The following is a 12,579-nucleotide window of genomic DNA, read 5'->3' on the forward strand; positions in this document are numbered from 1 at the left end:
TGACCCTCGCGGCGGCCGGGCGGATCGCGGAGACGGTACCGGCCGCCGCCTGCCTCTCCCGCGTCGCGGACTCCGCGCCCGCGCTCGCCGGGGCGCTCTGCGGGGCGCTGGGCGGCGGGGAGTGCGTACCGGAGGCGTGGCGGCAGTCCTGCAGGACCCTGTCCGGCTGCGCGCTGCCCCGGCTGACCGGCACCGATCTGGTGGAACTCGCCGGGCTGCTGGAAGCCACCCAACGGACCCGAGCAGGGGGATGATGCGGGCATGACGCCGAAAAGTGATGAAATCTCAAATTCCGGTGCAATCGGTCTGGACGAACGGATCACCGGCGCCCTGCTCGGAGCCGCCGTGGGCGACGCGCTCGGCGGACCGGTGGAGGGCTACAGCCCGGACCAGATCGTGGAGCGCCACGGCGGCCGGGTGCACGGGATCGTCGGCCCCTGGAACGGCGACGACTGGCGCACCGCCCGCCCGATCGCGCCGTACCACAAGGGTGACGGACACGTCACCGACGACACCCTCATGACGCACGCGCTGATCCGGGTCTACGCCCGCGTCCGGGACCACCTCGACGCGTACGCCGTCGCGGAGCACCTGGTGCCGGACCTGATGACCGAGCCGCGCTGGATTCCCGAGCTGGAGGCGGAGGCGCTGCCGCTGCAGCGGATCTTCCTCGCGGAGAAGTGGCTGGTGGCCCGGATCGCGTACGGGCACGTGGATCCGCGCGAGGCGGGCACCGGCAACATCGTCAACTGCGGTGCGGCGATGTACATGGCCCCGGTCGGCCTGGTCAACGCGGCCAACCCGGCGGGCGCCTACGCCGAGGCGCTGGACGTCGCCGGCGCCCACCAGTCGTCGTACGGCCGGGAGGCGGCCGGGGTGTTCGCGGCCGCCGTGGCCGCGGCCTGCGCGCCGGGAGCGACCCCGGACTCGGTGGTGGCCGCCTGCCTGGCGCTGGCCAAGGACGGCACCCGCGAGGCCATCGAGAAGGTCTGCGAAGCGGCCGCCAGGCACGGCGACTTCGAGTCGGCGCTGCTCCCCCTGCGCCAGGCGGTCGCCCCGTACGACACCGTCGGCCCCGACTACCGCGCCCCCTCGCTCGGCGCCCGCCGTCCCTCCCGGCTGCACTCGATCGAGGAACTGCCCGTCGCGCTCGGCATGCTGGTGGTCGCCGGCGGCGATCTGCGGCACGCGGTACTCGGCGCGGTCAACTACGGACGGGACTGCGACTCGATCGCCACCATGGCCGGCGCTCTCGCGGGCGCGCTCGGCTCGCCGGTGCCCGAGGAGTGGGCGAAGACGGTCGCGGAGGCGAGCCGCCTGGACCTGTGGGCCCCGGCCCGCGAACTGACCGAGGTCGCCCGCGAGGTCTTCGTCCGGGACACCGAACGGCGCCGGGCGCACGAGCGGGCGTTCGCCGCGCTGGGAGGCCGGGCATGCTGCGACTGACCTGGGTGCAGCCCGAGGACCTGGTCGGCCACGAGCTGCGCCAGGCGCGCCTGGACGGCCGCAACGCCACCCGGATCGAGGCGCGCTGGCGCGCGGCGGGCGGCGCGGACGCCCCCGAGCGCGCCGGAGCCTCACCGGAGCCCGTCTCCCGCTACCTGCGGCTGCTGGCCGAGGACCTGCTGGACGAACTGGCCGAGCTGCCCAGCGACTTGGCCGAGCTGGAGCCGACCGCGCTGGACCGGATCACGGCCCTGTGCCCCGACTGGCCCGCCTCCCCCGCCCTGCGCACCGCCCCCGCGCCGGACGCGCTGGAGGCCGCCTGGCTGGGCCGGGCCGTCGGCTGCCTGCTCGGCAAGCCGGTGGAGAAGCTCCCGCTGGACGGTATCCGGGAGCTGGCCCGCGCCACCGGCAACTGGCCGCTGACCACGTGGTTCACCGCGAAGGGCGTGCCCGGGGACCTGCTCGCCCGGCACCCCTGGAACCGCCGCTCCGCCCCGACCTCGCTGGCCGAGAACATCGACGGCATGCCGGAGGACGACGACCTCAACTACCCCCTCCTGGGCCTGCTGCTGCTCCGCCGCCACGGCCGCGCCTTCACCACCGACGACGTGGCCCGGCTCTGGCTGGACGAACTCCCGCCCGGCCGCGCCTTCACCGCCGAGCGCATCGCCCTGCGCAACCTCCTCGCCGGGGTCGAGCCCCCGCACACCGCCCGGTTCCGCAACCCGTTCCGGGAGTGGATCGGCGCCCTGATCCGGGCCGACGTGCACGGCTGGACCAACGCGGGCGATCCGGGGGCGGCAGCCGCGCAGGCACACCGGGACGCGGTCCTCACCCACACCTCCGCCGGCGTGCACGCGGCGATGTTCGCGGCCGCCGTCATCGCCGCCGCAGCCACCGGCACCCAGGACGTGCACGCCTGTCTGCGCACCGGCCTCACGGTGGTCCCGCCCGCCTCCCGGCTGGCCCGCGCCGTGAACCACGCCGTGCGACTGGCCGAGGAGCACGAGGACTTCGACGACGTGGTGGACGCCCTGCACGCCCTGCACGGCCCCGGCCACCACTGGGTGCACGCCCTGCCCAACACCGCCCTGACCGCCGCCGCCCTCACCCACGCCGACGGCGACTTCACCGGCTCGGTCTGCCGGGCGGTGTCGGGCGGATGGGACACCGACTCCAACGGCGCCGCCGCCGGCTGCGTCGCGGGCCTCCTGGCGGGCGCCCCCGACGCGCTGCCCGAGCGCTGGCGGGCCCCGCTGAAGAACCGGCTCGCCAGCACGGTCGCCGACTTCGACGGCACCGGTTTCGACACCCTCGCCCGACTCACCCACCTGGAGGCGACCCGCCCATGACCCACATCGTCGTGCTCGGCAGCACGAACATGGACCTCGTCACCTATGTCGCCCGGGCCCCGCAGCGCGGCGAGACCGTCACCGGCCGGGAGTTCCGCACCGTCCCCGGCGGCAAGGGCGCCAACCAGGCGATGGCCGCCGCCCGCGCGGGCGCCACGGTGTCGCTGATCGGCGCGGTCGGCAACGACGCGTACGGCGTCCGGCTCCGCGACAACCTCGAACACTCCGGTGTGGACACCGACTTCCTCCGTACGGTGGAGGGCCCGTCCGGCACCGCGCACATCGTGGTGGACGACGAGGGCAACAACGCCATCGTCGTCGTCCCCGGCGCCAACGGCACCGTCGACCACCTCTCCCCCGGCGACGAGGGCCTGATCGCCTCCGCCGACGCCCTGCTGCTCCAGCTCGAAGTACCGCTCCCGGCCGTGATCGCGGGCGCGGAGGCCGCCCGGCGCCACGGCGTCCGTACGGTCCTCACCCCCTCCCCCGCCCAGCCGCTGCCGGAGGAGCTGCTGAGCGTGACCGACGTGCTGGTGCCCAACGAGTACGAGGCCGTCACCCTCACCGGGCGCACCGACCCCCTCGACGCGGCCGTCGGCCTGCTCGACCTGGTCCCGGAGGTGGTTCTCACCCTGGGCGAGGCGGGCGTGCTGTACGTGTCCCGCGACACGGAGCCGCTCGCGGTGCCCGCGCATCAGGTCGCCGCGATCGACTCCACCGGCGCGGGGGACACCTTCGCCGGGGCGTACGCGGTCGCCGTCGCCGAGGAGAAGCCGCTGCGGGAGGCGCTGTCCTGGGCGGCGGCCGCGGCCGCGCTGTCGGTGCAGCGGGAGGGCGCGTCGGCGTCGATGCCGTACCGCCCCGAGATCGAGGCGCAGTACACCGCATGAGCGCCGACCGCCCCGAAGACGCCACCCGCCCGCCGCTGGACGGCCTGCGGGTGCTGGATCTGGCCACCCTGTTCGCCGGTCCGCTGGCCGCCACCATGCTCGGTGACTTCGGTGCCGAAGTGATCAAGGTGGAGCATCCGCTGCGGCCCGACCCGTCCCGCGGGCACGGCCCGGCCAAGGACGGCATCGGCCTGTGGTGGAAGATGCTCGGCCGCAACAAGCGGACCATCACCCTGGACCTGTCCCGCCCCGGCGGCCGGGACACCCTGCTGAGGCTCGCCGCCACCGCCGACGTGGTGATCGAGAACTTCCGTCCCGGCACCCTGGAGAAGTGGGACCTGGGCTGGCCGGAGCTGTCGGCGGCCAACCCCCGGCTGGTGCTGGCACGGGTCACCGCCTTCGGCCAGTTCGGCCCGTACGCGCACCGGCCGGGCTTCGGCACGCTGGCCGAGGCGATGAGCGGCTTCGCCGCCCTCACCGGCGAGCCGGAGGCGCCCCCGACCCTGCCGCCCTTCGGGCTCGCGGACTCCGTCGCCGCCCTGGCCACCTCCTACGCCGTGCTCACCGCGCTGGCCGCCCGGCAGCAGACCGGCGCCGGGCAGGTGGTGGACATGGCCATCATCGAGCCGATGCTCGCGGTGCTGGGCCCCCAGCCGACCTGGTACGACCAGCTCGGCTACGTCCAGGAGCGCACCGGCAACCGGTCCGCGAACAACGCCCCGCGCAACACCTACCGCACCCTGGACGGCAGCTGGGTCGCGGTCTCCACCTCCGCGCAGTCGGTGGCGGAACGGGTGATGCGCCTGGTGGGCCGCCCGGAGCTGATCGACGAGCCCTGGTTCGCCACCGGTGTGCAGCGGGCCGCGCACGCCGACGAACTGGACGAGGCGGTCGGCGACTGGATCGCCGCCCGCCCCCGCGACGAGGTGCTGGCCGCCTTCGAAAAGGCGGAGGCGGCGATCGCCCCGGTGCAGGACGTCCGGGACGTGTTCGAGGACCCGCAGTACCTGGCGCTGGACACGGTCACCACCGTGGCCGACCCCGACCTCGGCCCGCTGCGCATGCAGAACGTGCTCTTCCGGCTCTCCGCGACCCCCGGCGCGATCCGCTGGGCCGGGCGCGGGCACGGTGCCGACACCGACGCGGTCCTCACCGAGCTGGGCCTCGGCCCCGCCGAGATCGGCGCGCTGCGCGAGGAGGGGGCGCTGTGACCCCGCTGACCTGGCTCTACGTCCCCGGCGACCGGCCGCGTGTGGTGGACAAGGCGCTTGCGGCGGGCGCCGACGTGGTGGTGATCGACCTGGAGGACGCGGTCGCCCCGGACCGCAAGGAGTACGCCCGCGCGGCCACCGCCGAGCGGCTCGCGGACCCCCAGCCGGTCCCGGTCCACGTCCGCGTCAACGGCCCCGGCGGGCCCTGGGCGGCGGCCGACCTCGCCGCCCTGGCCGCACTGCCGGGCGTCTCCGGGCTGCGGCTGCCCAAGGTGGGGGTGCCGGAGCAGATCCGCCGTACCGCCGAGGCGACCGCGCTCCCGCTGTACGCCCTGCTGGAGTCCGCCCTCGCCATCGAGCACGCCTACGCCATCGCCACCGCCCACCCCTCGCTGCGCGGCCTCTCCCTCGGCGAGGCCGACCTCCGCTCCGACCTCGGGGTACGGGCCGACGCGGGCCTGGACTGGTGCCGCTCCCGAGTGGTGGTGGCCGCCCGCGCGGCGGGCCTCGCCCCGCCGCCCCAGTCGGTGCACCCCGACGTACGGGACCTGGACGGGCTCGCCGCGTCCTGCGCCCACGGCCGCGCGCTGGGCTTCGTGGGCCGAGCGGCGATCCATCCCCGCCAGCTCCCTGTGATCGCGCGGGCCTACCTCCCCACCCCGGAGGAGGTGGCGGAGGCGGAGACGGTGCTGAAGGCGGCGGCCGCCGAGCAGGGCGCCCTCGCCCTCCCGGACGGCCGCTTCATCGACGCGGCGGCGGTGGCGCAGGCGCAGCGCATCCTGTCGATGGCGGGCGGGGCCTGAACACGCCGAAGGGCGCCCGGTGGAGTTCCGGGCGCCCTTCGGCTGCGTACGGGGCCGGCGTCAGCCCTTCTTGCCGGAGTCGGCGGTGTCCTTGATCCCGGCCTTGGCATCGGGCCCGGACTCGGTCTCCGGCTCGGGCTCGGACTCGGGTTCAGCCTTCTCGGCCTTCTCCGCCTCGGTCACGTCGGCCTTCGTGTCCTCGGCCTCGGCCTTGGTCCCCCCGTCACCCGCGTCCGCCTCTGCCTCACCGGCATCCGGATCGTCGGAGGCACCCGGCTCGACGACCGCCTCCCGGCCCGGACGGCGCCGGGCGGAGAGCACCAGGTAGGTCACCGCGAGCAGGAACACCACGACGGCGGTCCAGACGTTCAGCCGGACACCCAGGATGTGGTGGGCGTCGTCCACCCGCATGTACTCGATCCACGCGCGGCCCGTGCAGTACGCGGCGACGTACAGCGCGAAGGCGCGGCCGTGGCCCAGCTTGAAGCGGCGGTCGGCCCAGATGACCAGGAAGCCGACGCCCACGCACCACAGCGACTCGTAGAGGAAGGTCGGGTGGTAGTAGCCCGGCACCCGGCCGCCCTCGGAGGAGGTGATGTGCAGGGCCCAGGGCAGGTGGGTCTCGTGGCCGTACAGCTCCTGGTTGAACCAGTTGCCCCAGCGGCCGATGGCCTGCGCGAAGGCGATGCCGGGGGCGACGGCGTCGGCGTAGGCGGGCATGGCCACGCCCCGGCGGCGTGCGCCGATCCAGGCACCGAGCGCGCCGAGGGCGATGGCGCCCCAGATACCGAGGCCCCCCTCCCACACCTTGAAGGCGTCCACCCAGTCGCGGCCCGGACTGAAGTACAGCTCGTAGTCCGTGATCACGTGGTAGAGCCGGCCGCCGACGAGGCCGAAGGGCACGGCCCACACCGCGATGTCGGCGACCGTGCCGGGACGGCCGCCCCGCGCGATCCAGCGCTTGTTGCCGAGCCAGACGGCGACGAAGACGCCGATGATGATGCAGAAGGCGTAACCGCGCAGCGGGATGGGGCCGAGGTACAGCACCCCGCGCGAGGGACTGGGAATGTAGGCAAGTTCCATGGCAGGACCGACGCTACCGTGCCGGGCCGTACGGTCGCCGTGCGGCCGGGCTACGGGTGCATAACGGGGAGGTGAGAAAAACCCTCATCCGCGGTCGGCGCTCTCCACCATCTCCTTGAGCTTCTCGGGGGTCATGGACTGGTCCTGGTAGATGTTCTTGCCGCCGAACAGCACGGTCGGCGTGCCGCTGAAGCCGCCGGAGGCGAACGCCTTCTGGGAGCGGTCCACCCAGGTGTTGTGGGTGCCGTCGTTGACACACGCGCGGAACGTGGGCGTGTCGAGGCCCTTCACCTTGCCCGCGAGGTCGATCAGCTTGCCGTTGTCCGCGAAGGCGTCGTCGGTCTCCGGGGGCTGGTTCTCGTACAGCACGTCGTGGAAGTCGCGGAACTTGCCGGCGTCCTGGGCGCAAGCCGCCGCGTTGGCCGAGTGCAGCGAGCCGGTGCCGCCCGTGTTGCCGTCGATCAGCCGGACCAGGTGGTACTCGACCCGGAGCTTGCCCGCGTCGGTCAGCTCGTGCAGCGTGGAGCGGTACCGCGTCTCGAAGACCTGGCAGGCGGGGCAGCGGAAGTCCTCCCAGACCGTGAGCGTGGACCTGGCGCCCTCCTTGCCGACCGGGATCGCCAGGCTGTCCTTGCCCTGGGCGCCGGAGGGGGCCACGACCGGGCCCGCGTTCTTGCTGCCTTTGTCCTTGCCCGCGTTGGCCGCGATGACCCCGATCACCGCGGCGAGGCCCAGCACGCCGACGACACTGACGCCGACGATCAGCGCGCGCCGGCGCTTCTCGGCGGACTTCTGCTTCTCGCGCTCGGCGGCCAGGCGCTGGCGGGCGTCGCGCTTTCCGTCACGGTTCTTCTCGCTCACACCCCCTGAACGAACCGGGGAGACGCATTGCGCCTCCCCGACCGGAGGTCCACCCGTTCGAGTGACGTGGAGCGACCGGGATCAGGCGCCCCGGCGTACGCCCTTCGCCAGGTCGGCGGCGAGCGCGCGGACGGCGTCGACACCGGAGGCGTCGTCGGGGGCGTCCAGCATGCGCTTGACGAAGGCCGAGCCGACGATGACGCCGTCGGCGAAGGCGGCCACCTCGGCGGCCTGGGCCGCGTCGGAGACGCCGAGGCCGACACAGACGGGCAGGTCGGAGCGGGTGGCGCGGGTGCGTGTCACCAGGTCCTCGGCCTGCGCGCCGACGGACTCACGGGTGCCGGTGACACCCATCAGCGAGGCCGCGTAGACGAAGCCGCTGCCCGCCGCGGTGATCTCGGCGAGCCGGGCGTCCCGGCTGCTGGGGGCGACGACGAAGACGGTGGCGAGACCGTGCTTCCCGGCGTGCTCGCGCCACAGCGCGGCCTCCTGCACGGGCAGGTCGGGCAGGATGCAGCCCGCGCCGCCCGCCTCGGCCAGCTCGGCGGTGAACCGCTCGACGCCGTAGCGGTCGATGGGGTTCCAGTAGGTCATCACGAGCACCGGCTTGCCGGTGGCCGCGTGGGCCTCGCGGACCGTGCGCATGACATCCGCGATCCGTACCCCGCCGCGCAGCGCGATGTCGTCGGCGGTCTGGATGACCGGGCCGTCGAGCACCGGGTCACTGTGCGGCAGGCCGACCTCGACGACGTCGGCGCCGCCGTCGAAGGCGGCCTTGATCGCCTCGATGCCGCCGTCCACCGTCGGGAACCCGGCCGGGAGGTAGGCGATGAGCGCGGCGCGGTCCTCGGCCTTCGCGGCGGCGAGGGTGTCCGACAGCAGGTTGATGTTGCCGCTCACTTGGCGTCCCCCTCGATCTCGGCGGTGTGGGCCTCGTCGGCCGCGACCTCGGCGTCGGTGTCGTAGAGCCCGAAGTACCGGGCGGCGGTGTCCATGTCCTTGTCGCCGCGTCCGGAGAGGTTGACGACGATCAGCCCGTCCGGGCCCAGTTCCTTGCCGACCTCCAGGGCGCCGGCCAGCGCGTGGGCGCTCTCGATGGCCGGGATGATGCCCTCGGTGCGCGACAGCAGGCGCAGCGCCTGCATGGCGGCGTCGTCGGTGACCGCGCGGTACTCGCCCCGGCCGGAGTCCTTGAGGTAGGAGTGCTCGGGGCCGATGCCGGGGTAGTCCAGCCCGGCCGAGATGGAGTACGGCTCGGTGATCTGGCCCTCGTCGTCCTGGAGGACGTAGGAGCGGGAGCCGTGCAGGATGCCGGGCTCGCCCGCGGTCAGGGTGGCCGCGTGCTCGCCGGTGTCGATGCCGTGCCCGGCGGGCTCGCAGCCGATCAGGCGCACGTCCGCGTCGGGGATGAAGGCGTGGAAGAGGCCGATCGCGTTGGAGCCGCCGCCGACGCAGGCGATGGCGGCGTCGGGCAGGCGCCCGGCGCGCTCGAGGATCTGGCGGCGGGCCTCGACGCCGATGACGCGGTGGAAGTCGCGGACCATCGCCGGGAAGGGGTGCGGGCCGGCGACCGTGCCGAAGAGGTAGTGGGTGTGGTCGACGTTGGCGACCCAGTCGCGGAACGCCTCGTTGATGGCGTCCTTCAGGGTGCGGCTGCCGGACTTCACGGCCACGACCTCGGCGCCGAGCATGCGCATCCGGGCCACGTTGAGGGCCTGGCGCTCGGTGTCGATCTCGCCCATGTAGATGGTGCAGTCGAGGCCGAAGAGGGCGCAGGCGGTGGCGGTGGCGACGCCGTGCTGGCCGGCGCCGGTCTCCGCGATGACCCGGGTCTTGCCCATCCGCTTGGTGAGGAGGGCCTGGCCGAGGACGTTGTTGATCTTGTGGGAGCCGGTGTGGTTCAGGTCCTCGCGCTTGAGGAACACGCGGGCGCCACCGGCGTGTCCGGCGAACCTGGGAACCTCGGTGAGTGAGCTGGGGCGGCCGGTGTAGTCGACCAGGAGGTCGTTCAGCTCGCGGGCGAACTCCGGGTCCGCCTTGGCCTTGTCGTACTCGACGGCGACCTCGTCCACCGCGGCGACCAGGGCCTCCGGGATGAACTTGCCGCCGAATGCGCCGAAGTAGCCCTGAACGGTGGGGACTTGGCCCTCCGGGTCAGGGAAGAAGTAGTTGTTGCTGGGCATGCCAGTACCTCACGGTGAGTGCGTGTGAAATCGACACTGATCGCCGTGGGGGCGGGGAGTTGTTCGTTGACTGCGGGCCGTCAGTGGCTTGTCGTGGCCACGCGGCGGAGCCGCAGAATCGAAGGGTGCCCCGCACCCCTGTGGGTCGGCTGCTGCCATCGTCTGCCGTTCACTTGCCCGGGCTCGGCCCCGATGTGGTACCTCACCCTGCGGCCGTGGACGCGGCGGGCCGGGGCACGGCAGCCGCGGGGACGGCAGCCGCGCGCGAGGCGGGCATGGCGGTCCACGGTGGTGGTCAGGGTGGGAGTCATCGGGGTCAAGCCTACCGGGGGATCAGCCGCGGCCGTGCCGGAGTGCGGGGTGCTCGCCCGCGGCCACCAGGTCGGCCACCGCGGTCTTGGGGTCGCGGCCGGTGACCAGGGACTCGCCGACCAGGACGGCGTCGGCGCCCGCGTTGGCGTAGGCGATCAGGTCGTGCGGGCCGCGTACACCGGACTCCGCGACCTTGACCAGCTCGTCGGGGATCTCCGGGGCGATCCGCTCGAAGGTGCCCCGGTCGACCTCCAGGGTCTTCAGGTTGCGGGCGTTCACACCGATGATCCTGGCGCCCGCGTCCACGGCACGCTCGATCTCGTCCTCGTCGTGCACCTCGACCAGCGGGGTCAGCCCGATGGAGACGGCGCGCTCGATCAGCGACTCCAGCGCGGGCTGCTCCAGCGCGGCCACGATGAGCAGCGCCAGGTCGGCGCCGTACGCGCGGGCCTCCCAGAGCTGGTACGAGGTGACGATGAAGTCCTTGCGCAGCACCGGGATGTCGACGCGGGCGCGGACGGCCTCCAGGTCGGCCAGCGAGCCGCCGAAGCGGCGCTGCTCGGTGAGGACGGAGATGACGGCGGCGCCGCCCGCCTCGTAGTCGGCGGCCAGGGCGGCGGGGTCGGCGATGGCGGCCAGCGCGCCCTTGGACGGGCTGGAGCGCTTGACCTCGCAGATGACCTTGACGCCGTCGCCCTTGAGGGCGGCCACGCCGTCCTTGGCGGCCGGGGCCTGCGCCGCGCGCTCCTTGAGCTCGTCGAGGCTGACGCGGGCCTGCCGCTCCGCGAGGTCGGCCCGGACTCCGTCGATGATCTCGTCGAGCACGCTCACGCGAGCGGCCCCCTTTCAGCGGTTGGTCTGGGGCGGGTCCGAAAACCCAGGTCACTGCGATGGTATCCGGAGGAACCGCCAGGCCTCGCATCCGGCGGGCGCCGGTCCCATTACCTGGACATTCCTTGTTGATCAAGGACGGATCAGGCCACCGAACGGCAGGTTCCGGACGAGGGTGAAGAGCAGCAGCGCGGAGCCGAGGACCCACAGCGGGGTGCGGTCGAGGACCAGGCGCACCGGCAGGCCCCGCGCGGCCCGGACCGCCCAGAGGGTCCACAGCACGGCGAAGGCCAGGTAGGCGGCGACTGCGGCCGCGTTGTCGTGCAGGGCGCCGAGGAGGTCGCCGTGCACGAAGGCGTGCGCGCTGCGCAGTCCGCCGCAGCCGGGGCAGTACAGCCCGGTCAGCGCGTACAGCGGGCAGACGGGGTAGTGGCCGGGCTGGTTGGGGTCGACCGTGCCGACGTAGGCGAAGGCTCCGGCCACGGCCGCGAGCACTCCCGCCGGGGCCGCCAGGCGCCGCCACAGCGGCATCCGGGCGGGCGGGGCGAAGGGCGGGGCACCGCTGTCGGCGTTCACCCCGGCATTCTGCCGTGGCCCCGCCGCGGACGCGCGAAGGGGCGCCCCCGAGCCGTCCGTACGGCTTTGGGGCGCCCCTCCACGGGTGCTTCGCTCAGCTCTCCGCGGCGACCGGCTCACGGCTGGCCGCGGCGGTAGGGCGGACCGGGGCGGCGTTCTCCTTCGGCATGCCGAGGCCCATGGCGCGCATGATCCCGCCCACGACACCGCCGAGGGCCACGACGACCATGCCGGCCCAGAAGCCGACGGGCTGGGCCATCACGATGAAGGCGCCCGAGACGCAGAAACCGATGAAGGCGATGATGACACCGGTCCAGGCGGCCGGGGTGTGACCGTGGCTGCTGCCCGCCATGACTTGCTCCTCGTTGCTGTGTACGTGTCGAGTTTCATGCCGTACGGGTCGTACGGTCCGAGCCCGCCCGTCACTGTCCGAGCCGGGTCGCTCGGGGTCCATTCTCCCGTACGCCCACCCACGACCGACGCGGGGGTGGGAGTCTGTTTGCCCACACTCGGGCGGAGCTTCAGGCGCCGGTGGGGTCCTCGCCCCGGTCCAGGGCCTTCCAGATCTCCTCCGGACGCTCCGGGTCGACCGGGCGGGGGCTGCGCCGGGGGCGGTCCGTGCCGCGCTCGTAGCGGCCGGACATGGCGGGCCAGCGGGGGCCGTAACGCAGCGCGAGGAGCCCGGCGAGCAGGATCAGCACGCCTCCGGCGGCGGCGGCGTAGGGCCAGGCGGTGTGGCTGAGGGCCTGGACGGTGGCCGAGGTGTCGCCGGTGGTGGCGGCCGCCTTCTCGTCCAGCGCGGAGCCGTCCGCGACCCCGGCGAGCGCGGCGGCGACGATGCCCGCGCCGGAGAGCGTGAGCAGCGCGGCGACGGCGAACCGGCCCGCCCGCCGCACCGCGAACACGGCGACCAGCGCGGCGAGGCCCACGACGGCGAGAGCGGCGGGGACGCCGGTGACGTCGCTGCCCGTGGCGGTCAGCGGGAAGTTGCCGCCGGCGACGGTGGCGGTCCCCTCGGCCCAGCGCTGCCG

At 74.0% G+C, this 12,579-nt stretch carries 13 protein-coding genes and 1 pseudogene; 6 read left to right on the plus strand and 8 right to left on the minus strand.

The genetic code is table 11. The features are described from left to right. The 6 genes and pseudogenes from GT030_RS16610 to GT030_RS16635 all read left to right on the plus strand — a co-directional run. A pseudogene (locus GT030_RS16610) lies at positions 1 to 254 on the plus strand (ADP-ribosylglycohydrolase family protein); the annotation flags it as partial. Positions 255 to 261: 7 nt separating this feature from the next. After that, complete coding sequence (locus GT030_RS16615) at positions 262 to 1,446, plus strand: ADP-ribosylglycohydrolase family protein (protein ID WP_161201765.1); 1,185 nt, start codon at positions 262 to 264, stop codon at positions 1,444 to 1,446. Next, positions 1,434 to 2,798 (plus strand): ADP-ribosylglycohydrolase family protein, encoded by a 1,365-nt coding sequence (locus GT030_RS16620; RefSeq protein WP_161201766.1) that lies wholly within the window; start codon positions 1,434 to 1,436, stop codon positions 2,796 to 2,798. Before GT030_RS16615 ends, GT030_RS16620 begins: the two co-directional genes overlap by 13 nt. Then, positions 2,795 to 3,688 (plus strand): ribokinase, encoded by an 894-nt coding sequence (gene rbsK, locus GT030_RS16625; protein ID WP_161201767.1) that lies wholly within the window; start codon positions 2,795 to 2,797, stop codon positions 3,686 to 3,688. The genes GT030_RS16620 and rbsK overlap by 4 nt, the downstream gene beginning before the upstream one ends. Next, a complete protein-coding gene (locus GT030_RS16630) occupies positions 3,685 to 4,899 on the plus strand; it encodes a CoA transferase (RefSeq protein ID WP_202460172.1) in 1,215 nt (404 codons plus the stop codon). The genes rbsK and GT030_RS16630 overlap by 4 nt, the downstream gene beginning before the upstream one ends. Beyond that, positions 4,896 to 5,702, plus strand: a complete 807-nt coding sequence (locus GT030_RS16635) for a CoA ester lyase (protein WP_161201768.1) — start codon at positions 4,896 to 4,898, stop codon at positions 5,700 to 5,702. The genes GT030_RS16630 and GT030_RS16635 overlap by 4 nt, the downstream gene beginning before the upstream one ends. Positions 5,703 to 5,762: 60 nt before the next feature. On the opposite strand, the gene lgt is transcribed toward GT030_RS16635, so the two are convergent. From lgt to GT030_RS16680, 8 genes are all read right to left on the minus strand, one after another. After that, positions 5,763 to 6,785 (minus strand): prolipoprotein diacylglyceryl transferase, encoded by a 1,023-nt coding sequence (lgt, locus tag GT030_RS16640; RefSeq protein WP_161201769.1) that lies wholly within the window; start codon positions 6,783 to 6,785, stop codon positions 5,763 to 5,765. Between the two features lie 84 nt (positions 6,786 to 6,869). After that, positions 6,870 to 7,646 carry a thioredoxin domain-containing protein gene (locus tag GT030_RS16645; protein WP_161201770.1) on the minus strand — a complete coding sequence of 259 codons (777 nt, stop codon included), beginning with the start codon at positions 7,644 to 7,646 and terminating at the stop codon, positions 6,870 to 6,872. An 81-nt stretch (positions 7,647 to 7,727) separates the two neighbouring features. After that, the gene (gene trpA, locus GT030_RS16650; protein ID WP_161201771.1) at positions 7,728 to 8,546 is read right to left on the minus strand and encodes a tryptophan synthase subunit alpha; all 819 of its coding nucleotides are present in this window, start codon (positions 8,544 to 8,546) and stop codon (positions 7,728 to 7,730) included. Further along, a complete protein-coding gene (trpB, locus tag GT030_RS16655; protein ID WP_161201772.1) occupies positions 8,543 to 9,829 on the minus strand; it encodes a tryptophan synthase subunit beta in 1,287 nt (428 codons plus the stop codon). Before trpB ends, trpA begins: the two co-directional genes overlap by 4 nt. Before the next feature lie 333 nt (positions 9,830 to 10,162). Continuing rightward, complete coding sequence (gene trpC / locus GT030_RS16665; protein WP_161201774.1) at positions 10,163 to 10,972, minus strand: indole-3-glycerol phosphate synthase TrpC; 810 nt, start codon at positions 10,970 to 10,972, stop codon at positions 10,163 to 10,165. A gap of 132 nt (positions 10,973 to 11,104) precedes the next feature. After that, positions 11,105 to 11,503 carry a DUF2752 domain-containing protein gene (locus GT030_RS16670; RefSeq protein ID WP_161201778.1) on the minus strand — a complete coding sequence of 133 codons (399 nt, stop codon included), beginning with the start codon at positions 11,501 to 11,503 and terminating at the stop codon, positions 11,105 to 11,107. A 139-nt stretch (positions 11,504 to 11,642) separates the two neighbouring features. Next, positions 11,643 to 11,900, minus strand: coding sequence for an HGxxPAAW family protein (locus tag GT030_RS16675; protein ID WP_161201775.1), 258 nt, complete (start codon positions 11,898 to 11,900; stop codon positions 11,643 to 11,645). Between the two features lie 169 nt (positions 11,901 to 12,069). Next, a partial coding sequence (locus tag GT030_RS16680) for a TIGR02234 family membrane protein (protein WP_161201776.1) occupies positions 12,070 to 12,579 on the minus strand: 510 nt, incomplete at its 5' end.

It is taken from the genome of Streptomyces sp. SID1328, from assembly GCF_009865595.1.
GTDB lineage: Bacteria > Actinomycetota > Actinomycetes > Streptomycetales > Streptomycetaceae > Streptomyces > Streptomyces griseoluteus.

Excerpts from the sequence above, each read along its gene's own strand:
- GT030_RS16615 (WP_161201765.1), top strand. The coding sequence starts at position 262 with ATGACGCCGAAAAGTGATGAAATCTCAAATTCCGGTGCAATCGGTCTG.
- GT030_RS16620 (WP_161201766.1), top strand. The coding sequence starts at position 1,434 with ATGCTGCGACTGACCTGGGTGCAGCCCGAGGACCTGGTCGGCCACGAG.
- rbsK (WP_161201767.1), top strand. The coding sequence starts at position 2,795 with ATGACCCACATCGTCGTGCTCGGCAGCACGAACATGGACCTCGTCACC.
- GT030_RS16630 (WP_202460172.1), top strand. The coding sequence starts at position 3,685 with ATGAGCGCCGACCGCCCCGAAGACGCCACCCGCCCGCCGCTGGACGGC.
- lgt (WP_161201769.1), bottom strand. The coding sequence starts at position 6,785 with ATGGAACTTGCCTACATTCCCAGTCCCTCGCGCGGGGTGCTGTACCTC.
- trpB (WP_161201772.1), bottom strand. The coding sequence starts at position 9,829 with ATGCCCAGCAACAACTACTTCTTCCCTGACCCGGAGGGCCAAGTCCCC.
- GT030_RS16670 (WP_161201778.1), bottom strand. The coding sequence starts at position 11,503 with ATGCCGCTGTGGCGGCGCCTGGCGGCCCCGGCGGGAGTGCTCGCGGCC.
- GT030_RS16675 (WP_161201775.1), bottom strand. The coding sequence starts at position 11,900 with ATGGCGGGCAGCAGCCACGGTCACACCCCGGCCGCCTGGACCGGTGTC.